The sequence below is a fragment of the Alkaliphilus pronyensis genome, assembly GCF_009017275.1.
GTDB lineage: Bacteria > Bacillota > Clostridia > Peptostreptococcales > Natronincolaceae > Alkaliphilus_C > Alkaliphilus_C pronyensis.
On record NZ_WBZC01000014.1, the window covers coordinates 50,722 to 76,395 of the forward strand.

At 34.7% G+C, this 25,674-nt stretch carries 31 protein-coding genes; all 31 read right to left on the minus strand.

All coding sequences use genetic code 11. From position 1 onward, the window contains the following. Positions 1–19 precede the first annotated feature (19 nt). The 31 genes from F8154_RS05130 to nadE all read right to left on the minus strand — a co-directional run bounded on the left by F8154_RS05130 (position 20) and on the right by nadE (position 25,664). A complete protein-coding gene (locus F8154_RS05130; protein ID WP_192930169.1) occupies positions 20–751 on the minus strand; it encodes a TIGR03936 family radical SAM-associated protein in 732 nt (243 codons plus the stop codon). Further along, entirely contained in the window at positions 751–2,592 is a 1,842-nt protein-coding gene (locus tag F8154_RS05135; RefSeq protein ID WP_151860534.1) for a TIGR03960 family B12-binding radical SAM protein, read from the minus strand. The genes F8154_RS05130 and F8154_RS05135 overlap by 1 nt, the downstream gene beginning before the upstream one ends. Positions 2,593–2,667: 75 nt before the next feature. Continuing rightward, a complete protein-coding gene (locus F8154_RS05140; protein ID WP_151860535.1) occupies positions 2,668–3,564 on the minus strand; it encodes a M50 family metallopeptidase in 897 nt (298 codons plus the stop codon). A 15-nt stretch (positions 3,565–3,579) separates the two neighbouring features. Then, complete coding sequence (locus F8154_RS05145) at positions 3,580–4,281, minus strand: murein hydrolase activator EnvC family protein (protein WP_151860536.1); 702 nt, start codon at positions 4,279–4,281, stop codon at positions 3,580–3,582. 272 nt (positions 4,282–4,553) lie between these two features. Then, positions 4,554–4,958 carry a methylglyoxal synthase gene (gene mgsA / locus F8154_RS05150; protein ID WP_151860537.1) on the minus strand — a complete coding sequence of 135 codons (405 nt, stop codon included), beginning with the start codon at positions 4,956–4,958 and terminating at the stop codon, positions 4,554–4,556. Positions 4,959–4,975: 17 nt separating this feature from the next. Then, the gene (gene minE, locus F8154_RS05155; RefSeq protein WP_334296200.1) at positions 4,976–5,263 is read right to left on the minus strand and encodes a cell division topological specificity factor MinE; all 288 of its coding nucleotides are present in this window, start codon (positions 5,261–5,263) and stop codon (positions 4,976–4,978) included. A gap of 19 nt (positions 5,264–5,282) precedes the next feature. Continuing rightward, on the minus strand, positions 5,283–6,077 hold the full coding sequence (gene minD / locus F8154_RS05160; RefSeq protein ID WP_151860539.1) for a septum site-determining protein MinD: 795 nt from the start codon (positions 6,075–6,077) through the stop codon (positions 5,283–5,285). 23 nt (positions 6,078–6,100) lie between these two features. Next, entirely contained in the window at positions 6,101–6,733 is a 633-nt protein-coding gene (minC, locus tag F8154_RS15485; protein WP_151860540.1) for a septum site-determining protein MinC, read from the minus strand. Between the two features lie 165 nt (positions 6,734–6,898). After that, positions 6,899–9,799 carry a penicillin-binding transpeptidase domain-containing protein gene (locus tag F8154_RS05170; protein ID WP_151860541.1) on the minus strand — a complete coding sequence of 967 codons (2,901 nt, stop codon included), beginning with the start codon at positions 9,797–9,799 and terminating at the stop codon, positions 6,899–6,901. A gap of 19 nt (positions 9,800–9,818) precedes the next feature. Further along, a complete protein-coding gene (gene mreD, locus F8154_RS05175; protein WP_151860542.1) occupies positions 9,819–10,316 on the minus strand; it encodes a rod shape-determining protein MreD in 498 nt (165 codons plus the stop codon). 14 nt (positions 10,317–10,330) lie between these two features. After that, positions 10,331–11,158 (minus strand): rod shape-determining protein MreC, encoded by an 828-nt coding sequence (gene mreC, locus F8154_RS05180; protein ID WP_151860543.1) that lies wholly within the window; start codon positions 11,156–11,158, stop codon positions 10,331–10,333. A gap of 14 nt (positions 11,159–11,172) precedes the next feature. Further along, on the minus strand, positions 11,173–12,204 hold the full coding sequence (locus F8154_RS05185) for a rod shape-determining protein (RefSeq protein WP_151860544.1): 1,032 nt from the start codon (positions 12,202–12,204) through the stop codon (positions 11,173–11,175). A 27-nt stretch (positions 12,205–12,231) separates the two neighbouring features. Continuing rightward, positions 12,232–12,930: a RadC family protein gene (gene radC, locus F8154_RS05190; protein ID WP_192930170.1), complete on the minus strand. Its 699-nt coding sequence runs from the start codon at positions 12,928–12,930 to the stop codon at positions 12,232–12,234. A gap of 15 nt (positions 12,931–12,945) precedes the next feature. Beyond that, a complete protein-coding gene (locus tag F8154_RS05195; RefSeq protein ID WP_151860545.1) occupies positions 12,946–13,527 on the minus strand; it encodes a nucleoside triphosphate pyrophosphatase in 582 nt (193 codons plus the stop codon). 8 nt (positions 13,528–13,535) lie between these two features. Next, positions 13,536–13,784 carry a DUF4321 domain-containing protein gene (locus F8154_RS05200; protein ID WP_151860546.1) on the minus strand — a complete coding sequence of 83 codons (249 nt, stop codon included), beginning with the start codon at positions 13,782–13,784 and terminating at the stop codon, positions 13,536–13,538. Between the two features lie 19 nt (positions 13,785–13,803). Next, complete coding sequence (locus F8154_RS05205) at positions 13,804–14,325, minus strand: Gx transporter family protein (RefSeq protein WP_151860547.1); 522 nt, start codon at positions 14,323–14,325, stop codon at positions 13,804–13,806. A 316-nt stretch (positions 14,326–14,641) separates the two neighbouring features. Continuing rightward, positions 14,642–15,469: an RnfABCDGE type electron transport complex subunit B gene (locus F8154_RS05210; RefSeq protein WP_207706835.1), complete on the minus strand. Its 828-nt coding sequence runs from the start codon at positions 15,467–15,469 to the stop codon at positions 14,642–14,644. A gap of 13 nt (positions 15,470–15,482) precedes the next feature. Further along, positions 15,483–16,064, minus strand: a complete 582-nt coding sequence (rsxA, locus tag F8154_RS05215; protein WP_151860548.1) for an electron transport complex subunit RsxA — start codon at positions 16,062–16,064, stop codon at positions 15,483–15,485. Between the two features lie 13 nt (positions 16,065–16,077). Continuing rightward, positions 16,078–16,680: an electron transport complex subunit RsxE gene (gene rsxE, locus F8154_RS05220; protein WP_151860549.1), complete on the minus strand. Its 603-nt coding sequence runs from the start codon at positions 16,678–16,680 to the stop codon at positions 16,078–16,080. Between the two features lie 20 nt (positions 16,681–16,700). Continuing rightward, positions 16,701–17,270 (minus strand): RnfABCDGE type electron transport complex subunit G, encoded by a 570-nt coding sequence (locus F8154_RS05225; protein WP_151860550.1) that lies wholly within the window; start codon positions 17,268–17,270, stop codon positions 16,701–16,703. Beyond that, complete coding sequence (locus F8154_RS05230) at positions 17,263–18,213, minus strand: RnfABCDGE type electron transport complex subunit D (protein WP_151860551.1); 951 nt, start codon at positions 18,211–18,213, stop codon at positions 17,263–17,265. The genes F8154_RS05225 and F8154_RS05230 overlap by 8 nt, the downstream gene beginning before the upstream one ends. Before the next feature lie 22 nt (positions 18,214–18,235). Further along, entirely contained in the window at positions 18,236–19,564 is a 1,329-nt protein-coding gene (rsxC, locus tag F8154_RS05235) for an electron transport complex subunit RsxC (RefSeq protein WP_151860552.1), read from the minus strand. A gap of 244 nt (positions 19,565–19,808) precedes the next feature. After that, positions 19,809–20,354: an ATP-binding protein gene (locus tag F8154_RS05240; protein ID WP_151860553.1), complete on the minus strand. Its 546-nt coding sequence runs from the start codon at positions 20,352–20,354 to the stop codon at positions 19,809–19,811. Between the two features lie 79 nt (positions 20,355–20,433). Further along, on the minus strand, positions 20,434–21,153 hold the full coding sequence (locus F8154_RS05245; RefSeq protein ID WP_151860554.1) for a PHP domain-containing protein: 720 nt from the start codon (positions 21,151–21,153) through the stop codon (positions 20,434–20,436). Next, positions 21,150–21,488 carry a DRTGG domain-containing protein gene (locus F8154_RS05250; RefSeq protein WP_151860555.1) on the minus strand — a complete coding sequence of 113 codons (339 nt, stop codon included), beginning with the start codon at positions 21,486–21,488 and terminating at the stop codon, positions 21,150–21,152. Before F8154_RS05250 ends, F8154_RS05245 begins: the two co-directional genes overlap by 4 nt. A 27-nt stretch (positions 21,489–21,515) precedes the next feature. Then, positions 21,516–21,935 (minus strand): ATP-binding protein, encoded by a 420-nt coding sequence (locus tag F8154_RS05255; protein WP_151860556.1) that lies wholly within the window; start codon positions 21,933–21,935, stop codon positions 21,516–21,518. 12 nt (positions 21,936–21,947) lie between these two features. Then, on the minus strand, positions 21,948–22,304 hold the full coding sequence (locus F8154_RS05260; protein WP_151860557.1) for a DRTGG domain-containing protein: 357 nt from the start codon (positions 22,302–22,304) through the stop codon (positions 21,948–21,950). A 24-nt stretch (positions 22,305–22,328) separates the two neighbouring features. After that, positions 22,329–23,240: a hypothetical protein gene (locus tag F8154_RS05265; RefSeq protein WP_151860558.1), complete on the minus strand. Its 912-nt coding sequence runs from the start codon at positions 23,238–23,240 to the stop codon at positions 22,329–22,331. A gap of 220 nt (positions 23,241–23,460) precedes the next feature. Continuing rightward, positions 23,461–23,916, minus strand: a complete 456-nt coding sequence (locus F8154_RS05270; protein ID WP_151860559.1) for an S-ribosylhomocysteine lyase — start codon at positions 23,914–23,916, stop codon at positions 23,461–23,463. A gap of 48 nt (positions 23,917–23,964) precedes the next feature. Next, entirely contained in the window at positions 23,965–24,684 is a 720-nt protein-coding gene (locus F8154_RS05275; RefSeq protein WP_151860560.1) for a YebC/PmpR family DNA-binding transcriptional regulator, read from the minus strand. A gap of 236 nt (positions 24,685–24,920) precedes the next feature. Next, the gene (nadE, locus tag F8154_RS05280) at positions 24,921–25,664 is read right to left on the minus strand and encodes an NAD(+) synthase (RefSeq protein WP_151860561.1); all 744 of its coding nucleotides are present in this window, start codon (positions 25,662–25,664) and stop codon (positions 24,921–24,923) included. Positions 25,665–25,674 lie beyond the last annotated feature (10 nt).

A 25,674-nucleotide genomic window follows, 5' to 3' on the forward strand; every position in this document is an offset into this window, starting at 1 on the left:
ATTCCCAGCTCCCAACTAATTATAGGGTCTTTAATTCCTCTAGGGGTGTTACAAAGGACCCATTTACTTCTTTAAATAGTTTAATTCTATGGATTCTTATGGTATCTAGTTCTATATCTAGTCTAGTATGCTCATTAATTTTACTTATTACTATTTCAGGCTTTAAGTTGGCAACGCTACCGGCTGCAAGGTCCATTTTAATTATAGCATTCCTTTCCTCCAATGAAAAAACCTCTATACCATATATATTAGGCCTTATATTAACTATTTGAATTGTTTTCTCTTTCCTTTTGCCTTTTTTCTTCTTCTCCTTCTCAAGAGGTATGTCTTCAAGGTTTTTGAACTTGTTTAACTCATTAATAATATCCTCCTTTGATACTGCATCCTTTAGCTTAAAATTTACTAAATAAACAGACCTTTTTATAACAGACATTAGGGACTCTTCCTTTGATGATATATATGAGGATTCAATTATTGTTAAACCCTTTGGCAAAGCATTGTTTAGTTGTTTAATAAAATCATATAGTTCTATTTTTTCATCCAATTGAATATCAATATATTCTGCATCGCTGCTTACACCTAAGCCTAGTGCTGTAGCAAATGCCATGATGGGATGAGGGTTAAAGCCTTTAGTATAGGATATTGGAATATTTGCTCTCCTCAAGGCCCTTTCAAAAACCCTCATTACATCAAGGTGAGATATAAAAATAATATCACCATTCTTAGAAAATCTGGACCTTAGCTTATACATTAGCATATCCCCCCTACAATACCTTTATTAACTCCGCACCCAGAGCAGCTGCTACGACAGTCAACAGTTACTTCACCTGATCTGGCCTTTTCATTTTCTTTTATTAGGTATTTTTTTGTTACACCGACATCTATATGATCCCACGGTAAAACCTCATCATAATCTCTTCTTCTATTGGCATAAAAGGTAGGATCTATTTTACATTCTTCAAAAACCTGCATCCACCTATCAAAGTCAAAATGCTCCATCCAGCCATCAAACTTACAGCCAGCCTTAAGTCCCTGAGCTAAAACCCTTGAAAGCCTTCTATCTCCCCTTGCAAAGACGGCTTCAAGAAAGCTGGTTTTAGCATCATGGTAATTGAAGGTTATTTTCTTGTTTTTAATATTTTCTACTAAAAAACGTTGCTTTTGGTGAATTGCCTCTAGTGAATCCTGTGGCTCCCATTGAAAGGGGGTAAATGGCTTAGGTACAAATGTAGAGGCACTAACTGTTATATTTATGGCTTTTCCACGCTTTTCCTTATCTGTACTGTAATATGCATCTAAAACCTTGAATGCAAGCTGCCCTATGCCCTCCAAATCCTCATAAATTTCTGTTGGTAATCCTATCATGAAGTAAAGCTTAATGCTGGTCCATCCTAAGCTAAAGGCCTTTTTTACTGCACTTTGTAAATCCTCCTCTGTTAAGCCTTTATTTATGACATCTCTTAAGCGTTGGCTCCCTGCCTCTGGTGCAAAGGTTAGACCTGTTTTTCTTATTTTTTGTATTTCTTCAATAAGCTGAAGAGTGATGTTATCAAGCCTTAGGGAGGGCAAGGAAATACCTACTCTATCCCCTTTATATTCATCTATTAGATGTCTCACCAGCATGTCCAATTTAGAGTAATCACTTGTGCTAAGGGAGGCTAAGGAAATTTCCTCGTAGCCTGTATTTTCTAGTAATTTTTCTGTTAAGCCCTTTAATCTGTCAAAGCCCTTTTCCCTTACAGGTCTATAAATTATACCAGCTTGACAAAATCTACAGCCTCTAGCACAGCCCCTAAATATCTCCAACACTATACGATCATGTACTGTATTAATGTAGGGTACAATAAACTCTTCTGGATAAAAGGCATCATCTAGGTTTTTTATTATTCTTTTAGTTACCCTTTTAGGTATTCCTTCAGTATTTGGGTTAATTCCTTTAATAGTATCATCTTCATTGTAGTCAACATCATAAAGACATGGTATATAAACACCCTGAATTGTTGCTATTTCTATTAAAAAATCCCTCCTACTAAAGCTTTCTTCACTTTTTCTTTTCTTGTAGGCATTAATAATTTCTAATATAACCTCTTCTGCTTCACCCAAAATGACTATATCTACAAAATCTGCAATGGGTTCTGGATTATATGCACATGGCCCACCTACTATTATAAGGGGATGCTGTTTTGTTCTATCTTTACTGTACAATGGAACATCTGCCAGCTCCAGCATGTTTAATAGATTTGTGTAGCTTAGCTCATATTGTAGGGTAAATCCAATAAAATCAAAGGCTTTAATTGGATTTCTGCTTTCAAGTCCAAAAAGTGGAATATTATTCTCCTTCATTTCTTGTTCCATGTCTAAGGCTGGGGCAAAAACCCTTTCACAATAAACATTCTCCTGTTTATTTAAAAGCTTATACAATATTTGTAGCCCTAAGTGACTCATTCCGATTTCATATATATCTGGAAAGCAAAATGCAAAGCGTACTGTGCTTTCATCAACTTCTTTATGTACACTATTTAACTCGTTTCCTAAATATCTTGCAGGTTTTTCTACCTTAAACAATATATCATGTATTTCTAATCTATTCATCAATAAGCCTCCATTCATATTTACAAAACTTACCCTATAAGTATATGATAACTTAAAGGTTTTGAAAATATGTTATTAACAAGTTTCTTTTCTTTTCAAGATTTTTAAGTAACCACATAAGGTAATTTGCCCACCATACTTAGATATACCCTCTATAATTTGACTTTCCGTTAAGGTTCCAACTGGGGTTCCATCTTGATCTATAATAGTGACATAATGGTACTTGCTAGATGTAAAGGAGCTAAATAGCATATTAAAATTAACTATTTCATATACAGTTAAATGCTTAGTATCCATTATTCCTTTACTAAGTAATGTCTCCTTTTTTCTGATTATTTCCTTCATGAGGAGGAAAGCTGTTATTTTTTTTTCTTTGTAGCCCTGGTAAAATAAATATATGGCCAGAAAAGCTATATAAATGTTAACTAAAGAAAAAAATGTTAAATAAATTCCTATAGTAAAAATGATTATAGAAAATACCTTTCCGATATATATAGATAGTATTGTGGATTTTTGTATACTTAAAAACATCGATAAAGCTCCCCTCAACACCCTTCCTCCATCAAGGGGGTAAATAGGTATAAGATTAAAGAGCCCAATTGCTATATTAGTAATTTTAAAGAAATTTAAATAGTAGCTTTCTTTAAAATGATTTAGTAATATAAATTCTGTAATTAAGAAAAAAATAAGATTCAATATTGGTCCTGCACAAGCGATTAATATTTCTTTAAAGGCTTCTAGATATATATCTTTTTCTAGCTTTGCTACACCTCCAAAGGGAAATAGCTCTATTTCGTTTATTGTTATGCTTAGGCTTTTTGCCACCAATAGATGGGCAATTTCATGTATAAAAACAACAAGGAAGATAATTAACATCTCCCTTAGATAACCAAATAAAAAGCTAAAAAGAAAAAAAGGCAACAAAAGTCTATGAAGCTTTAGTTTTATATCTCCCACCTTAAGGTTTTCCATTATATACCACCTTAACTATATTCTTATATCACTCACTGATGTATCTATATGGTCAAATGGGTTTATAGACTCCTTTCTATACCACATTTCAAATAGCAGCTTACTCGAGCTTGTTCCTATCGGTTCCCCCTTAACAACAGATTGATTTATTTCAACCCTAGTGGCTTCTAAGTACTTGTAAACCGATAAAAGCTCACCTTTATGCTTTATTATTAAATAATGTCCTAATCCTTGGCTGGAATTGGCCTCTATAACTACACCATCACCTGCTGCCACCACTTGACTACCCCTTTCCTGTTCTAATAAAATACCATTTAGCTGTTTATTAGTATTGGAATCAATTACATTATAGCCTACTACAATTTGTCCATTCAATGGTAGTATAAATTCTTTTCCTTCTGATGTTAAATTAAGTACTGATATTACCCCTGCCCCTTTATTTAATATGTCTTTACTCCAGGCTAAAGTAGTATTATAGACTTCCTTAGCTTTAAATTCTTTATTAACATGGTACTTTATTGCTTCTGTTATGCCATAATTGTATCTACCATCAAATAATCTTAATGTAAAAATAAGAAATAGGATTATTATAGAAATAACAGTCCTTAGCAGTGTTTTTTTTATCCATTCATTTATATCTATTTTAAATATATCTTTATTACTACTATTATAATTGAAGATTCTTATAGGTGGCTGATCCTTCCTTGTTAAACTCATCTGTAACTCTCACTCCCTTTGTTTAGATTAATATAATATATTGCTTAAGAGGAGGTTTTATTACATAACTCAATCACCAATTATAGAGAAACTTCACAGGTAGCGTTTTTTATAAGCAAAAAAGACTATTTTTATCAAATAGTCTTATACACAGTTATAGTTTCTACTTTTATCTCAGCTGCGTTACTAACACCTGCTTTTTTAGAGGGATATAAGTACCGCCACGCCTTGTAACAAGTGGAACTATAGTTCAGGTGGAGTCAAAGCTCCATCTAAACTAAGTTTTCTTTATATAATCTCCACTCTAGGTCACCCCGCTCTAATCCACGAATCAGTAATTCTCCTGTAGCAATGTTAGTTGCAACGGGTATCATATGAACATCACAAAGTCGTATGAGGGCCTGTATATCTGGTTCATGGGGTTGTGCTGTCATAGGGTCTCTTAAGAAGATTACCATATCTATACCACCCTTTGCAATTTCAGCACCTATTTGTTGATCTCCTCCCAATGGACCAGATTGAAATGTATTAACCGAAAGAGAAGAAGCCTCCATAATTCGTTTCCCAGTAGTGCCGGTAGCAAACAGTGTATGCTTTTTTAGTATGTTTTCATAGGCTATAACAAAGTTTATCATTAAGTCCTTTTTTTTATCATGTGCAATTAATGCAACATTCATATATCAAACCTCCAGAATTAATCACGATATCTATCCTTCATTTTTCTGATTGGAATATTTGCAACTAAAGCAGGAATAGAGGTTTCATCTATTTCTCTTTTAGTTTTGGTTATTTTTATTTCTAATCCTTCTTCATCAATTTCCATGTAATCTGAAATAACCTTAATTATATCACCCTTCACCATCTCAAGAAAGTGAGGAGAGCAGTTGGTTCTGTCATGCACCAGCACCAATTTAAGTCTTTCCTTAGCTACGTTTTTACTTGTTCCACTGTCTTTACCAAAAAATTTAAATAGATCCATGATATCTCCCCCTCTCGGCTATTTATTTTAATCCAAAAATCCTTCTTAGCTTAGAAACAAAACCATCCTCTGTCTCCATATTCATAAATGGTACTTCCTCACCAATAATTCTTCTTGTTATATTTCTATAGGCTTGTCCAGCCAGTGAGTTATTATCTATTACTACTGGCTCTCCTTTATTTGTAGATATAACGATAGACTCATCATCTGGTACAACACCAAGTAGATCAATAGCAAGAATATCAATCATATCCTCGATATTCATCATGTCACCCCTTTTAACCATATCAATTCTAATTCTATTGATAATTAATAGGGGATTTCTTAGCTCTGCTGCCTCCAATAAACCAATAATTCTATCGGCATCTCTAACAGCAGATATTTCAGGGGTTGTTACAACAATAGCTTTGTCTGCACCTGCTATAGCGTTTTTAAAGCCTTGCTCTATACCAGCCGGACAATCTATAATAATGTAGTCATAAAGCTCCTTTAGCTCTGTTGTAAGCTTTTGCATTTGCTCAGGTGTAACTGCATTTTTATCCCTTGTTTGTGCTGCTGGCAAAAGATATAACCCTTCAAATCTTTTATCCTTTATTAATGCTTGCTTTAACCTACAAACACCCTCTACAACATCTACAATATCATAAACAATACGGTTTTCTAGCCCCATAACCACGTCTAAATTTCTTAATCCAATATCAGCATCTACAACAACTGTTTTATAACCCATTTTTGCAAGTCCTGTTCCTATATTTGCAGTAGTAGTAGTTTTTCCTACTCCGCCTTTACCTGAAGTAACTACGATAACTTGTGACATTTATTTACCCCCTATTCATTTACTTAGTTTTGCTTTCTAATTAAGAACGGCTCTATACAAACCATATTGTCTTTAATATATGCTTGTTCTGGTGTAAGGGGCTTTTCATACTCCCCATCTGGTGCACGGGTAATGACATCGGCTATTCTTAGTTGGGTTGGGTCTAAATAAATAGCAGCTACACGAGCGTTTTTGTTGCCATCGCCACCAGCGTGGGCTATACCCCTTAAGCTTCCCATAACAATAATATTTCCCAGTGCTATTACTTCAGCTCCTGGATTAACATCACCTAAAATAACTAAGTTTCCTTTAATATGAAGTTTTTGTCCCGAACGAACAGTACCGTAATGAAACCTAGTAATACCCTCATGAATACCATCAAATACTTGGTTTATATTAAGGATTGGAGAAGCCTCCTCCATATTAACACACATGTGATATCTATTTGACATTATTTCACTTAATTCTACCTTCTCATCAGACGACAAAGTATCACAGTGAATATCAAGAATCTTAGCTCCCTTAAAAAATGATTTAGAGTCCTCAAGCTTATCAACCAGTAGCTTTTTAATGGTCTGAAAATCTATTTCAGGTTTAATTTGTATATAAATACCTTTTTTGGTTCCCTTAAATTCAATTATGTTGTCCTGATGCATTAACTCCTACCTCCAGCAAAACTTACTATCTATTACCCACTATTTAAGATTCTCCATTATTAGTTGAAATCCTGCAAATCTATTAAAAAAAACTAGGTACTATAGTATCAAATAAAAAAAGACAACGGCTCCTTATAAATACCAGTTGTCTTTTATTAAAATTACTTATCTAGTCATATAATTACCCATAAAATCCTTGTTTTTATTATTATCATCAATATTTAACCCCATATACTCTGCAACAATTTCTCTAAATATTGGGGCACCATATCCACCTGAGCCACCTTGAAAAATCAGAACTGATATTGCAATTTCTGGGTCTTTATAGGGTGCAAAGCCAGTAAACCATGCATAGTTATCATAGTCTTCTTTATAGCTGTCTAAATCAATGTTTTTTAATCTTGGATTCAGCTTCTTAATAGCTTCCCTCATGACGTAGGCATCATCTTTATACTTGCTATTACTGCTATCTTCCTGTCTTAACTCATCCATCTTAGCTTCAACAGCTTCTTCAGTAACACCAAAATTTCTAAAATGTCTTTGGAGGTATTCTACCTCATCTATGGGAGGTATCTTGCCTGACCGTTGAGCAGTACCAGTCTTAACGGCTACCTCTATAGGGAAGCGTTTAAAATAGTTTCTTGCTGTCCCTATACCTGTTGAAACCTCGTACATTCCCCTATGGATATGGTTTAGATTATCGTAATCCTTTAATTGAACCCGTTCAATCAGCTTTGGTGAGTTTTCCTTTATAATTTCTCCATCGTTACTTTGTATTTTATCTAATAGGGTTGTTTTATAACGATAGCCACCATTGGCAAGGGTCATCATATAGCTGTTCATTTGTATCGGTGTATAGGAATGCTCTCCTTGTCCAATAGAAAAGTTCATGGTGTCAGCTATGCTCCATCTTGCCTGTATATAATAATTGTACTTAATTATGTCGGTAAATAAATTAGCTTTATCAGCTTTTATACCTTGCTCAACTAGCCTATTATACAGTTCTCCCCTTGATGGATTCTCCTCTGTCCAGTCTATAATTCTTGTAATTAATTCTTCAATTGATTCCTTCTTTAATGCTACTACAGTGCCGTCAAGATCATCTATAGTTATTAATCGGGTTAAATGTCTTTTTAAAAGGGCTTTAATAGTGCTGGTTTTGTTTTCTAGGCTTGGTACTCCCCCTGATCTTTCTCTAGGGATATCTATTTCTATACCTGTTCTATCATTTAAACCAAATCTATTTGTATAGTCAATCATGGTTTCTACATTCATAGGTACTGGCAATGGTCTATTTGCACCGTAATCATAGCCAGTTCCTAGAGAGTAAAAATAATAGTTGTTTGAATCAGCTATAGCCTTATACAGGTCTTGATAGCCTGCTGTTGTTCGATACATATTCCATCTCCAGTTACCAAAGGAGTGACCACCCACCTGTATAAAGCCTTTATCTAGTATTTTATAGTTTGGACTTAGTCCTTGCTCTAGTGCCGCCAAGCCAACTAACATTTTATAGGTAGAGCCAGGCTGCACTGCTGTACTTAATGCAATATTAGTTAAGGGTCTAGGGGCTAAAGGATCCCTTTCATTTTCAGGCATTAGACTTTGCCAGTCCATCATGCTTATGCCAGTTGCAAACAAATTGGGATCATATGAGGGATAATTTGCTAATGCCAATAATTGTCCAGTATTTACATCTGTTACAACTGTAGAGCCAGAGGTGGCATTCTTTTTAGGACCATCTGTACCAGCTAATTTATCCTTACCCCATTTAGTTTCATATACTCCTCCCTCTTGTACTGTATATAAAACCTCCTTTAATACCTCTTCAGCTTTTTTTTGAATATTTATATCTATGGTAAGATGCAGTGTGTTTCCTGGTATTGGTTCAACCTTTTCAAGGACTTCTATTAGCCTGCCCTTTGAGTCTACTACCACCTTTTCATAACCATCTTTTCCCTTAAGATATTCCTCAAACTTCTGTTCGATACCGGTTTTACCTATAATATCTCCTGGAAAATAGCCCAATTCATTAATATACTTGTCAATTTCAGATTGCTGGGATATTTTACCTAGGGTACCTAATATATGGGCAGCTGTTTCCCCTTCAGGATAATATCTAATAGGCTCCACTGCCACATTTATACCTGGTAGATCCATAATGTTTTCTTCTATTTGAACAACCGATTGATGGGACACATCTTGAGCAATTCTTATTGGATGATATTGAAGGTATCCTGGTTTACTTAGCTGCTCCTTTACAACCATAATTTTTCTAGCATCTTCATTTGAAAAATCCTCTGGTATTTTATATATATCTTCCTTTACCTTTAGAAATGCTTCCTCAGCAGTAATATTGAAGTCATCTATTTTATGGCTTTGTAACCAATTTTCCTTTTTCATTTCCTCTGTATATTTCCAAGTACGAATTGAGATAGGTACAGTTAAATATTGAAGCAGCTGCTGTTGAGCCTTAAGACCAAGTTCACTGGCTGCCTCTTGATGGTTTTCATCATTTACCCAAACAGAAAAGGTTTCAGCAGCCTTATCTATTTCTTGTAGATTATAGTCTGCCATCCAATTTTCTATCTCTGGTACATCAAAGGCTTCACCTAATAAGAAAAAGGCTTCGGCTGCATTCTTGGCATCCTGTAGATTATTATCCTTTTTCCACTCTTCTATTTCTTCATCGTATGTGAAAATATATTTTTGGCTCTCATCTAATATTATTGGAAATTCATCAATGTATCTATCGTTGTTGGCCTCAAGTGTTTTGATAATCTCCAGTGCAACATCATTAATTTTATCCTCAACAACTTCATTTTTAATGAACTGAACAGTGAAGCTGGGTCTATTCCCTGCCAATAATCTGCCATACCTATCACGTATTTCACCTCTAGGTGCAGTTAATGGAATACTTTTAAAAATTCTGTTTTCTGCTAGCTCACGATAGTTTTCCCCCTCCACTATCATTATTGATGCTAATCTGAAGGTAATTATTGTAATCACAATAAAAAAAGCTATTAATGTAATTGTATAGCGATCCTTAAGTTTTTGTGAAAGCATTTGGCATCATCATCCCGTACTAATATCTTTTTTTCATTACTCTTGATCTAAACAGCTTTGACACGTATATATATATAATAACTGAAATAAAAGCATTATATAAAGCCCCAATTAAAAGCATTTTCTTAATAATATCCAAAATATCTATTTGATAGCCCAGTAAAAAAATTAAAAGCATGTATATACCTTCGTAAAAAATAGTTGCTAAAGCTGTTAAGGTAAATGGAACTAAAAGGTTATCTTTAAATAGATTTTTATTTATTGATCCTACAATATAGCCTGTTATCATAAAAACCATAGCATTAAGTCCAATTAGCCTCCCAAAAATAATATCCTGTAGTATTCCTACAAAAAAACCTATTAATGCCCCTTTGTTTTTTCCGCTGTAAATTGCTAAGGAGATTACTATAATTAAGGCAGTATTTGGTAATACATCTAAAACCTTAATATATTGAAATAAAGTTGATTGTAGTATTAAGTTTAAAACAATAATAAACCCTATAATAAGTACTTTCACTTTTTCTTCCCCTTTTATTTAGCTCCCATCACTAAAACCTTTGTTAGTCGCTTAAAATTAACTGCTGGATTAACCTGAATGGTTTTTAACAATTGATTACTGTTATTTTCTACTGCTGTAACCTCACCAATCATTATTCCTTCAGGATAAATGCCTATTCCAGAAGTAATCAGTTTATCACCAACCATTATTTCAGACAAATTATCGAAAACATAACCAGATAGTTCACTTGTTATGCTTCCAGAAATTATACCCTGTGTTTTATTATCCCTTAATACTTGAAAGCTTACGGAGCTGTCATTGTCTACTATTGAAATAACCTTTGCCCAATTATCACCGGTTTCGAATACTCTCCCTACTAGCCCGTTAGAGGCTAAAACTATACTGTTTTTAGTTATGCCATGCTTTTCTCCAACATCTATTGTAAAAGTACTAAACCAATTTCCTGGAGCCTTACCGATAATGTTAGCAGTTATGGGTTCATTTGTGTCCATATCATTTACATACCCTAGTGCAAACTTCAATCCCCTTAATTCTTCTAATTCATCCCTGTTTAATTCTGTTGAAATCAATTGCTTTTCTAGCTCTTCAACCCGTAATTTAAGGCTTTCATTCTCTCTAGTAATATTACCTATATTTACAAGCTTGCTAATATTGTCTCCAACAATATTTATACCAGAGCTAAAGACCCCTTGAATAGGAGTAATGATGTTACCAACCCATTTTTCGATGGCAGATAGATTATTTCTTTGTCCAGTAGTAAGTCCCATTACAATAATGAGAATGATAGCGACAATCGCCACTATCATTGCTGTTCTATCCTTTTTACCTCTTTTGGACATGCTTTTCACCAACTTTATCCTAGTTTCTTTGGTGTTATTAATACTCTTTTTAGAGTATCTAATTCTTCAATGGTTTTACCGGTTCCCAGAACAACACAGTCAAGTGGTTCTTCTGCTATTCTAACTGGCATTCCAGTTTCTTTTCTTACTAAATTATCTAAGCCATCCAACAATGCTCCACCACCTGTAAGCATAATACCCATTTCCATTATATCAGCTGCAAGCTCTGGTGGTGTTTTTTCTAATGTATATTTTATAGCATCTATAATATGGCTAACTGGTTCATGTAAGGCATCCATTATTTCACTTGAAGTGACCTCTAATGTTTTTGGTAGTCCCGTAACTAGGTCTCTACCCCTTATAGCCATTTTTTCCTCCTTAGTTTTTGGAAAAGCTGAGCCTATGTTTATTTTCACTTCTTCAGCAGTTCTTTCCCCTATCATAAGATTATATTCTCTTTTTATATAGTGGATTATAGACTCATCTAACTCATCTCCACCAACCCGTATTGATTTTGCAGTTACAATACCACCTAGAGAAATAATTGCTACCTCTGTAGTTCCTCCACCAATATCAACAACCATACTACCGGTTGGCTCTTCAACTGGTAATCCAGCACCAATTGCTGCCGCCATTGGCTCTTCTATTAAGTAAGCTTCACGGGCTCCAGCTTGATATGCTGCTTCCTCTACTGCTCTCTTCTCAACCTCTGTTACTCCTGATGGAACACATACTACAACTCTAGGCTGAACAAGGGTTTTTCTCTTATAGGCTTTTCTTATAAAATATTTTAACATACTTTGAGTAACATCGAAATCGGCTATAACTCCATCCTTCATAGGCCTAACTGCAATTATATTTCCTGGAGTTCTACCAATCATTCTTTTAGCTTCCTCACCAACTGCCAGTACTGTCTTTGTGTCGTTTTGTATTGCCACTACAGATGGCTCACTTAGTACAATCCCTTTACCATGTACATATACCAAAGTATTAGCTGTTCCTAAATCTATTCCCATATCCTTAGAAAAAAAGTTGAATATTCCCATGTATATTGCTCCCTCCATATTATGTCTTTACATTAATGATTTTTCCTTTAAGCTAGTATAAACACCATCACCTATAATAACATGATCTAATACCTTAATGCCTAATATACTGCCAGCTTCAATTAATCTATTTGTTATACTCACATCTTCACTGCTTGGACTAGGATCCCCACTTGGGTGGTTGTGGACTAGTATAATAGCTGATGAACTGCGCTTAATAGCTCGTACGAAAACCTCTCTTGGATGAACAATTGATGCATTTAAGCTACCAACTGATATGTTTTCTACAGCAATTAATTCATGCTTTGTATTTAGCAATAGAATATTAAAATACTCCTTTTTATTATAACGCATTTCCTCCATCAGTAAAGCAGTTACATCTTCTGGGCTCTTTATTTTATAATTATTAGCCTTTGTAGTTAATGCTATACGCTTTCCAAGCTCAACTGCTGCAATTAGCTGTGATGATTTTGCTAATCCAATTCCTTTTATACAGCTAAGCTCTTCAACTGTACAATCGGTTAGGAATCTTAAGCCCTCTTTACTGTAGGATAGAATACTTTCCGCCAGAGAAATAGCCGATTGTTCTTTAGAGCCAGTTGATAAGAGAATAGCAAGCAGCTCTGAATTAGATAGGTTCCTTGCACCTAATGACAGTAGCTTTTCTCTAGGACGTTGGTCTGGAGGTAAATTTTTTATTATTGCTTTACAACCATAGGTACTCATTATTATCTCCTTTAATCATCTCAATAGTTTAAAGCTAAATTTATCCTCTAGAGCTTCATTAAGCTTAAATAAGGGTAGTCCTACAACGTTAAAATAATCACCCTCAATTCTACTAACAAATAAGGAACCCCTCCCTTGTAATCCATAGGCCCCAGCCTTATCCATAGGCTCACCTGTAGAAATATAGGTTAGAATATCTTCTTCTGTTAGCTCTTTAAAAAATACTTTTGTAATTTCATACCCTGTAAACTCAACCATAGAATAGGTTGATATTATTGAAAATCCTGTAATAACCCTATGACATCCTCCAGAAAGAGACTTTAGTATTTCATAGGCCTCCTTTTCATTTTTAGGCTTACCTAAAATTCCTTCCTTCAGTACTATAGTATCAGCCCCTAAAATTAGTGCATCTTTACATACTTTTTTCTTTACACTTAGGGCTTTATTATAAGCTAGTTCCTGTACCAAATGAATTGGATTTGAGGAGGAAATTGACTCTTCATTGAAATTACTTGCAATTACTTGAAAATCTAAGCCTAGATTCTTAAGTAATTCCCTTCTTCTAGGAGAACTTGATGCTAGAATAAAGTTTAACATTATTTCACCTACAATCTATTAAATATTAATACAGCCAATAATAAGCCAATTAGGCTAGCAACATTAATATCAATTAGCAAAGTTACATGAAAATATATAATACTTAAATTGACCTCAAGGTTACTTAATCCCATAGGCTCAGGTCCGTAGGACAATAATGGAATGGTATTGCCAAGTCCGTTACCTATTAGTGTTCCCAATACGACACCTGTAATAATTAATAGAATTAAAACCCACTGATTTCTATAGTTCTTCATTGTATACCTCCAGACTAGTTTACATAATTAAGCTGTTTTTGAAGTTAATTAATGCCTTGTCTATAGTGAAGTTTGCTGTAATACCAATAAATACACCTGTAGCAATACTTACAAGCATCATAACCGGCAAATAGCTAAATATACGGATATTACTAATAATTAAAGCACCAACTATAAGCTGGGCAATATTGTGACCTAAAGCACCAAAGACACTAACTCCAATTAGACTAAAGTGCTTTTTCAGAAATCTATAAACAATCCACATTAAAAGGGTGCTAACTAAAGCACCTGCCATACTATATAGCATTGAGGTTACAGTTCCTGTAGCCAATCCACCAAGAAAGCATCTTAAAAGGTTTATTGATAAAGCATATTTAACACCAAATATAACTAGAGTAATTAAACCTATAATATTTGCCAGCCCTAGCTTTGCTCCAGGAGCAATGCCTATAAAGGGGTTGGGTATAAATGATTCTACTATATGAAGGGCTAAGCCTAGGGAGGTTAACATTGCCAGTTGAACAAGCTTTTTAGTATTCAATTTATTCACTGCCTTCTATATATGAATTTCACCTACTATTTCAACCATAAAACAAATTGCTATTTATTTATACATTATTTTATTTTATCATATTTAGAGGTTAAAATCTTTAGCTGTACAATTTTATTTGTTTTTATCTAAATAATTTTTTGATGATTATTACACTTATCATAATACTACAATCATTAAAAGTTTAACATTAAACTTGTTCTGTTACAAGTAGTAAATCTTAGGTATTTCCTACAATATACCTAATAATAGGAAAAACAAAGAGGTGCCGAAAAAAATTCGACACCCCCTATAAAGAATGTTATTGTTATTGTTCTCGTTTTTTGTCTCTTCTTTCAAAATTACCCTCTATAGCTTTAGTAGGACACTTTTCTACACAAACAAAGCAATTAGTACATTTTTCATAATTTATAACTGCAAGGTTGTTATCAAAATCTATCGCATCGAAGGGGCATGCCTTAACACATATTCTACAGGCAATACAGCCCACACTACATTTTTGTCTAACGGCTTTTCCTAGTTCATTATTGTTACATGCAATGATTACGTCCTGTTCATAGGGAACCATATCTATAACAGCCTTAGGACAAACCTCTATACACTTACCACAAGCTGTACATTTATCTGGAATAATTCTTGCTAAACGTCCGTCTACTATTTCTATAGCATCGAAGGGACATGCCCTTATACAGGTTCCTAGCCCTAAGCATCCATACTGACATGCTTTACTCCCTCCAGATATCATGGAGGCTGCAACGCAGTCTTCAATTCCATCATATTGGAATCTTTCCTTACATTTAACTGTGTCACCCTTACATATTACCTTTGCAATTTTTTTAGCCTCTGTTGATGCTTCAACACCCATTATTTTTGCAAGAGCAATTGCACATTCACTACCACCAACAGGGCAAGCAGTAACTGCTGCTTCACCTTTAGCTACCCCTTTGGCAAAGCTATCACAGCCTGGATATCCACAGGCACCACAGTTGGCTCCAGGTAATGCATCTCTAATTTCACTAACCTTAGGATCCACTTCAACGGCAAATTTTTGAGAAGCGTAGGCTAGGCCTGCTCCAAAAATTAACCCAAGTCCCCCTAAGCCTAATATTGGATAAACAATAGCTTCTATATTCATTATTATCACTCCTTTATACCATTCCAGCAAATCCCATGAAGGCCAATGACATTAGGCTAGCTGTAATTAATGCTATTGGAAAGCCTTTAAATACCTCTGGTACATTATATAACTCTAATCTTTCTCTTATAGCAGCAAACAAAACTATTGCTAATGCAAAGCCAATTGCCGCTCCTATAGCGTGTATTACTGCTTCTAAAACATTTAGCTTCATTTGAATATTTAAAATAGCCAAGCCTAAAACAGCACAATTTGTAGTAATTAATGGTAAAAATACTCCCAGTGATTGATATAGAGTAGGGCTGATTTTTTCGATAACCATTTCTACAAACTGAACTAATGATGCAATAACTAATATAAAGGCTATAGTTTGAAGATATTCTAACCCCAATGGTACAAGAATAGCAATTTGTACTATATAAGTTATCAGTGCTGCCATAGCCATAACGAAGGTTACCGCCATACCCATACCTAAGGCAGTTTCCACCTGCTTTGATACCCCTAAAAAGGGACATATACCTAAAAATCTTGATAATACAAAGTTATTTACAAGTATTGAGCTAACTAGTATTATAAAAATTGAAGTTGCTGACAAAGCCTACACCTCCTTATAGTTCATTTAATTCTTTAGACGTAATTTTATTATATATTGCCAGTAGTAAACCTAATGCTAAAAAGGCACCTGGAGGCATTGTCATTATTGTAGCTGGTTGGAAGAATTCCCCCATAAATGCAAAGCCAAAAATAGAGCCTGCTCCAAAAAATTCTCTAACTATTCCTAGTATAGTAAGGGCAACTGTAAAGCCTAATCCCATCCCTATACCATCTACTATTGAATTAAAGGGAGTGCTTTTAGAAGCAAAGGATTCAGCCCTTGCTAAAATTAAGCAATTAACAACGATTAGTGGTATGAATAGCCCTAAGGCTGCATCTAGGGCAGGGAAATATGCCTTCATTATCATACCAACCATCGTAACAAAGGTTGCAATTACTACTATAAATGCAGGTATTCTTATTTTAGAGGGTATAAAGCCCTTTATAATTGATATCACTAGATTAGACCCTAATAGAACTGCTGTTGTAGCAAGCCCCATAGCCATTCCATTTTCAGCAGAGTTTGTTACCGCTAAAGCTGGACACATTCCTAATAATTGCACAAATACAGGATTATCAAAAACTAAACCGCGAGTAAATATTCTACCCAGTTTCACATCTTTCACCTCCAACAAAATTAGCGATTTCTTAAGACTTCTTCAAATAAACTACCTGCTGCATTAATTCCATCTACAACAGCATCACTGGATACTGTAGCCCCTGTAATTGCTTGAATGTCATTATCTGTAGCTGGTACATCCTTAGTGGTGGAAAAGCCTAAGTCAACAGCCTTATTAAAGAATTGACCAATATAGGCAGAGTCTGCTATTTTTGATCCTAATCCTGGTGTTTCAGTATGCTGACCAATTTTCACCCCAACAATTTCCCCATCTACACTAAAGCCAACTAATACTTCTACAGTTCCGCTATATCCATTGGGATTAGTTTTAACAGTATATCCCACAACCTCATCATCTTTAATTCCTTCATATACCTCTACAATTAGCTCTTTATCAGTAATTCCTTCACCTTCAATAGGGTTAAACTCTTCAGCAATTGGTAATATAGATTTTATTGCTTCTACATTTTCTCTGTGTAATCGTTCCTCTATAATAGAGCTGGTCATTTCATTGGTTACTCCTAAAACAAAAGCAGCTACGGAGGTAATAACTAATAATATAAGTCCTAGCTTAATTACTTCACGCATTTTGCTTCTTCACCTCCCCAAATACTCTTGGGCTTGTGTATTTCTCAATTAGTGGAGCAGCAACATTCATCAATAATATTGCAAACCCTACCCCCTCATTATAGGCACCGAACTGTCTTATCAGGGTTGTGATAATACCGCAGCCCAATGCAAAGTAAATTCTTCCTTTTTTAGTAACTGGAGAAGATGCATAATCGGTAGCCATATAAATTGCACCAATCATAAGTCCTCCTGTAAAGACATGGTACATCATATAATATAAATCAAATTCTCCAAATATTAGTGTTAAAATTGCTACTGTACCAATGTAAACAGCAGGTACTGTAACGGAAATTACACCTCTATATACTAGATATAAGCCACCTAAAATTAAAAGTATAGCTGATGTTTCACCCATAGACCCTGAAATATTTCCAATAAAAGTATCTATTAGAGCTGGAGCATTGGCTGGTACCGACGTAGCATCCTTAACATAGCTTAAGGGTGTAGCAGAAGTAACTAAATCTATAGGACTTCTCCAATCGGTCATCTTATCTGTATAGGAAATAGTTAAAAATATTCTTGCAGCTAAAGCTGGGTTCATAAAGTTTTGTCCAATTCCGCCAAACAACTGCTTAACTATTCCGATTGCAAAAGCAGAGCCTACTACAGGTATCCACCATGGTGCCGATGCAGGAATATTTAAAGCAAGTAATAATCCGGTAACAACAGCACTAAAATCGGTAATTAAAACCGACTGATTCCTTATTCTTTGAATCCCCCATTCTGTAATTACTGCTGTTAATATAGCTAGTGTTATCAGCACAGCAGCATTCAATCTAAAGAAATAAATAGCACCTATAGTAGCTGGTAATAATGCAATTACAACATCCAGCATAATTTTTGAGGTTTTATTTTCAGACCATATATGGGGAGAAGAAGATACTGTTAATCTTTCTACCATTGTTTTCTTTCCCTCCTATCCTTTACTTATCTTGTTTTCTTTTTTTTGCTATGATATATCTTTTAGAAAGCCTTATGGCTTGTAGTAATGGTATCTTCGATGGACATATAAAGGAGCATGAGCCACATTCAATACAATCTAAGGCCCTATATTTTTCTGCATGTTCCATCATGTTGTTTCTTGAAAAGTTGCTTATGTGAAGTGGTTGAAGGTATGCTGGGCATATTTCTACACACTTACCACATCTAATACAAGGCTTTTCATCTGGAAACTTAGCCTCTTCTTCAGTAAATACTAAAATACCTGATGAGCCTTTAGTTAAACTAACCTCGTCTGTATATTGAGCTAATCCCATCATGGGCCCACCAAGTATGATTTTTGCAGGCTCTCCATTATATCCATCACACTGCTCAATTATTTCGCTTAATAGTACACCAATCTTTAATAATAGGTTTTTAGGGGTTTTAATACCCTTTCCTGAAATTGTCGTTATTCTATCAATTAATGGTAAGCCTGTCTTTAAGGTTTTAGCCACCTGTGCAGCTGTCCCAACGTTATTAACAATTACACCTACCTCCATTGGCAAGCCACCAGATGGAACCTCCCTGTTGGTACAGGCCCAAATCAACTGTTTCTCAGCACCTTGAGGGTACTTAGTTTCTAATCCTATAACCTCTATATTAGAATTATTTGCAGCTGCCTTCTTCATAGCTTCAATTGCATCAGGCTTATTTTTTTCTATTCCAATATAAGCTTTTTCTACATTTACTGCCTTCATCATGGCCCTAAGTCCATAAATAATATCCTCTGGTGATTCAAGCATTAAACGATGATCTGCCGTTAGATATGGCTCACACTCTGCACCATTTAGAATAATTGTGTCAATTTTCTTCTCAGGTGGTGGTGATAGCTTTACGTGGGTGGGAAAGGCTGCTCCTCCCATACCAACTATACCAGCCTCTTTTATGATTTCAATAATATCCTTTGAGGATAATTCTTCAATTGGAGCCTTTGGTTTAATTGATGGGTCTATTTCGTTAAGACCATCCGACTCAATAATCACTGAAAGAACATCTCCTCCACCTGCAGCAGGCCTTGGTTCAATTTTTTTTACATCACCTGAAACACTAGAGTGTACATTTGCTGAAACAAATCCCTTTGCTTCCCCAATTTTTTGACCTACCGTAACTCTATCTCCTACTTTTACAATAGCTTCACAGGGAGCTCCAATATGCTGTTGTAATGGTATTGAAACAGTCTTAGGCTCCCATGCCTTTTCAATAGGTAAATGGGCAGTAGGCTCTTTAAATTCAGGTGGATGAATACCTCCTTTAAAGGTTAAAAACTTCATAGTGTTATTTCACCCCTTACATAAAATTTGTATAAACTAACCATTATATTTTGTACCTTCTAATTTAACTTCCTTTTGTAAAATCATTATTACTGTTTATTAAAGCATATTAAACTGTAGCTTTACTATTGCAATAATAGTATATCATAATTCTCTTATTTAAATATACTATTAGGGCGATAATCAGTTACGGATAAATATTAGAAAATAATGATTCTACATTATTACTATAATATTATAAATTCTATGATTTAACAAGCTCTTTTAGGGCCTCTTTTATATGTGACTTTATCCACAAAATAACGTCAATATTTGTAATTGGCACACCTTTAAGGACCTCTTTTATTTCTACAGTGTCTAGAAAAAATTCATCGCTATTGTATACATGCTTATATTTAATATCTATTTTTTCATCGGCTAATATAATAGCCACTATTGTATCAACAATATTTCCTAAGGGGACTCTATCAATATGGCTATGCTGAAATGTTGCTTTTACTTTGGTTCCTATATCCTTCCTTGATTCAATTATAAGGTCTCCATTGCATTGCTGCGCCGCCAGCTTAAAAAGTGGAAGTCCTAGACCTACTTTACGGGTTGTTCGTGTTGTTATGAATGGGTCTAAAACCCTATCTAAAAACTCATTATCCATACCTGCTCCATTGTCTTCTATAGTAATCTCTAGTACATCCAATACAACATCTTCAACTATAGTTATTTTTATTTCTGTTGCCTCTGCTCTAATGGAGTTTTCTGCAATATCTAGTATGTGTAGTGCCAGCTCCTTCAAAAACTACCACCTCCATTGTAAATTCAATGTATTTATTATATCTTATTTTATCTTATTATTTTCAATAAATAAAACTTTGTCAAATGACAAAGCTTTTTAACTCATTTATAATAGACTCACATGATAAATCCTTTACCTCTAGGTACGATTCCCTCTCAAGAATATCTACTAAGGAATGTGCATCAGAATTTATTATTTTTCTATAATTCCTTAGATACTTATGTTTTTCTTGAAATGAGCTTATATTACAATTAGTGGTTATCTCAACTGTTGTGATTTTTAAATTAGGAGAAATAAATCCTAGATTAGATAAAATGCTGTAGCTTTTACGATCAATATGGGCTGGAATAACTACCCCCTTTAAGTTGCTTACTTCAGCAACAACCTCTTCTACTGTTAAGCTTAATGCACTAATAAGTAAAAGCGGATACTTATCCACTACCTGATCCATATGATCATATATTAGCTGATTACCAAAAAAGCTTTTGCTATTGTTTATTTTGGGCAATGTGCTATCAATTATATATTGAAAGCCTTTAGCATTATTGAAAGACTCAAATAAACATAAAAGGTGCACCTCTTCTTTAGTGGTAACTTCAACACCTGGAACTATTAAGAGGTTTTTATTTATAGACAACTGTTGAAAGGCACCGAGGTTTAATGTTGAATTATGATCAGTAATAGCAATTGCATCTAGTCCTTTTAGTAAAGCCATATTTATTATATTATTGGGACTCATATCATCGCAGCTACAGGGAGATAATCCACTATGTATGTGGAAGTCATAGGCAATTCTCATTTCAAATTACTCGCTTCTTTAATTTTTAAGGCAAGCTGGTATGCAGTCAGCTTACTCCTTAATAGGGGGATTTTTTCTTGATTTGCTTTTTCAATTGTATTTTCATCAATTTCTGCCCCTTCAGGAATAATCATACAGGAGGCCTCCCCCAGTAGAGCCACCGCTACTACATTAACATGGGTTTGTATAGTTATCCACACATTACCTGCTTGAAGATTAGCCATTACCCAGCTTAATAAATCGCTTATATATACACCAGTAATCTCTCTATCTTCACCTTCTATGCCTGCTATAACTTCAAGGTCTAATGCTTGTATCAATTCTTTAACTAACATTCTCACACCCCTTAAGGAAAGTTTTTTCTATTGATAGATTATAATAGATACCTTAGTTGGATTACCTTTAGAGGATTCAATGCTAAACTCATCTGCACACCTCTTCATATTAGGTAGTCCCATTCCTGCTCCAAAACCGAGCTCTCTTACTTCAGAAGTTGCAGTTGAGTAACCTTCCTTCATTGCCATTTCTATATTTTCAATTCCAGGACCAGTATCTTTAGCATCTATTCTAATTTTGTCTACATCAACTGTAACTCCTATTGTTCCACCCTCTGAATGTATGATAATATTCATTTCGGCCTCGTAGGTGGCCACTGCAACTCTTCTTATGGTGGCAGAATTAACCCCTAACTGACGTAAGGCCTTTTTTATGTTGCTAGAAGCTTCTCCTGCCCTTGAAAAATCCCTTCGCTCTATATTATAGGATAATTGAATATTATTCAACCTCTCACCGTCCTACCTAGTTACCAAATTAGCACCACATAAACCGTTGCTATATAGAATTCCACAGCTGGTATATAGTATGTGCTTCGTTGATAAGATAACTATATTAGTTTCCTTAGCAAGCTTTAAGGTTTCTTCGTCAGGAGTTTTTCCTCGTACAAAAACTACTGCATTAATGTCCATCATTTCAGCAGTTCTAATGGTATGGGGATTAACTAAGCCAGTTAATAATATGGTTTTATCTTCCACAAAAGCAAGAACATCACTCATCAAGTCACAGGCAAATACCGTTTTTATTTCTTTATCTAATGATTCCTCACCCAATAATACCTCTGCATCAAGCAACTGCTTTACTTCCCTTAAGTTCATTCGATAATCCCTCCATAGTACTTATCATTTGATAACTTCAATAGTTCTAAATAAACTATCTAAATATAAGCTGTGTAATCTATGGAAGTTTTCCTTATCTTGGTTTTCGATAATTTCCATAGATTTATTAATGTTGCTTTCTTGATAATGAACCATCTTTTCAATACTGCTGTTGTCTATAAATCCAGTGGGTAATTGATGATCTTTGATAGCCGACATAATATCATTTAGTATAGTTTGTTGTTTTTTTAACAATTCTATATATACCACTATTTCTCCTTCTTTTTCATAATAATTATACCATGCTTCAGTCTGTTTTTCCATAACATCAATAAGCTTATTCATATTTTCTATGGTACCCTCAGCAATTTCATTATTGCTGTCATTTTCATATTTTACCTCTTTAATAGGAAGATGCAACTCATTAATATATGCATCATTGAAAACCTCCCGCACTGTATCAAGCTTATCCTCCACATAGGGTCTTTGGGTATAGCCATGGGTATATACCTTATATGTTTCTTCTATTTGATACACAAGATATGAAAATTTTTTTTGATTAAGAGCATTTATTAAGCTATCTAGGTTATCCTTATTAGTAATACTAGCTATCTGTATAGTGAATACAGATAGTGGCTTTATTTCACCCACTAGAACCTCTGACTCTACCCCCTTTCCTTCTTCTTCTATATTACTATTATCAGTAGCCTCATTATTATCAGTAGCCTCCCCCTCATCATCTATAATTTCTTCTAGGTCTAACTCATAACTATCCTCTGGCTGTAATTCTGAATTTAATACTGGCGTAATCCACCTTTCAGTAACCCTCAAACCAATATAAATAGCAGTTATAGGTAATATAATACACAAAAAAAACACCAATACTAAATTGCTCTTGCGTCTTCTTCTATTAATCTTGAGTCTACTTTTTTTCATTATAACACCTCCATCAGTAATAACCATAACAGAATAATACTCATAACTTAATAGCTTTATCCCAATTAGAGGGATTTTTTAATAACTTGTCTTATTATATATATAATATTAAATAGTGAAATTATTCCTGATAGTGCTGTTTACCTTTGTTAAATAATTAATAATAAGCTTTGTTTTTACCCAAAAAGAAAAACCCGGTTATACCGGATTTAGTTCTAACTTACTCTTTTAAGTATTCTTTTTCGAGGCTTTCCAATACTTCCTTTGCATATTCTTTTCCACCGAATAATGACATATCCCTATAATTTCCGCATTGAACAGGGTTTAAGGCTGGAATCTCCTGTGAGTTAATTACTTTTTTTAGGGTGTTTATTAACCCCTTAGCTATTTCTTCTTCTGTTGCTTCACCAATTTTTATTAGGTAGAAGCCAGTTCTACAGCCCATTGGGGAAATATCCACTATATCCTCTACTTCTTCTCTTAAGTAGCCCGCCATAAGGTGTTCTAAAGCATGTATAGCTCCTGTTGGCATAGCATTTACATTAGGCTGAGTAAAGCGTAAATCAAACTTTGTTATTACATCCCCCTTGGGGGTTTTAATTTGGCCACATTTTCTAACAAAGGGGGCCTTAACCTTTGTATGGTCCATAGTAAAGCTTTCAACAACAACCTTCATTTTTATCCCTCCATTTGTAGAATTCTTTATCTTATGATATTTTCACCACTACTCCTCTTGATTCCAATTATGATGAACCTCTTGAACATCATCGTTATCCTCAAGCATATCAATGAGCTTATTCATTTTTTTAACATCATCACCCTGTAGGGCTACTTCTGTTTGAGGTATGTATACTATGTCGGCATTAAATATATTGTAGCCTTCATTCTCTACAGCATTTTTAACAGAAGTAAACTCATCAGGAGTAGTTATAATTACATAAACCTCTTTATCTGTAATAAAATCCTCTGCACCGGCTTCAATTGCCTGCATCATTAGAACTTCTTCCTCTATAGAATCATCCTTTTCTATAATTATTTGACCCTTTTGATCAAATAAAAAGGATACGCATCCTGTTGTTCCAAGATTACCACCATTTTTATCAAAGGCATGCCTAATTTCTCCCGCAGTTCTATTTCTGTTGTCTGTTAGAATTTCCAATATTACTGCAACACCGTTTGGTCCATATCCTTCATAGGTAATATGCTCAAAGCTATCGCCACCAATATCTCCCGTACCTTTTTTAATGGCTCTATCTATGTTATCGTTGGGCATATTGGCTGCCTTAGCCTTATCTATTGCTGTCTTTAGTCTAGGATTATACTCAGGATCTCCTCCCCCTTCTTTTGCTGCTACTGTAATCAGCCTAGCCATTTTTGTATAGATTTTAGCCTTTTTTGCATCTTGCTTATTTTTTCTATCAACTATATTACCAATGCGTCCCATAAAAAATCCTCTCCTTATCTGCAACTATAACTTCTAGTTAAATAAATACTAATTATAACTAATCTACATTTATCTCAGCGGCGTTACTAACACTCCCACTTCTTAAGCAGGAGATAAGTGCCGCCAAGCTTCGAAATAAGGGCAACTACAGTCCAGATGGAGTTAAAACTCCATCTGAACTAAGTTTTCTTTATAGCAAATATATTTTAGCATAATTAATTTTCCTATGCAATTTATTAAATTTCAGGGAATGGTGGAGTGCTTCTTTTATGGGCAGAGGCTTTGTGTAGTCTTTCTATAATTTCTTTATCCCTTTGGGGAACTTCTTTACCATCAAGATAGGCATCAATGTATGAATAGCTTGTTCCCATCTCCTTTTCGTCGGTTTGGCCCTCCCAAAGACCAGCAGAAGGCTCCTTCTCTAATACTTCACTAGGTACACCTAAAGCCTTTCCCCACTGATAAACTTCATATTTTTTTAAAGTAGCTATTGGCATAATATCTACTCCTCCATCACCGTACTTTGTAAAGTAGCCAGTAAAAACCTCAGCTGCATTATCGGTTCCTGCAACTAGATAGTTTAACTGATTTGCAATTGCATATAGTGTACTCATTCTTAATCTAGCCCTTAAATTTGCATCAGTAATTCTTTGGTTTTTTTCTTCAAATAAATTATTATCTTTTAGTACCTTAAGAGTCCTATTCAATACATCTGAGTGTTGTTGACTTAAGTCAATGGTTATTGTTTTTATTTGAGCTTTTTTTGCTACTAGCTCTCCGTCAATAATATCCCTTTCACAGCTTTTTATAGGAAGAATTACACCTAATGAATTTTGTGGAAATGCCCTTTTTATTAAATTGGCTACAACAGCAGAATCTATTCCCCCTGAAACTCCTACTAAAATCCCCCTTGTGCCAGACTCTTGAACCTGCTGCCTTAACCAATCCACAGCCTTATCAATTCTCTTTTGAATATCCATTTTGTAACCT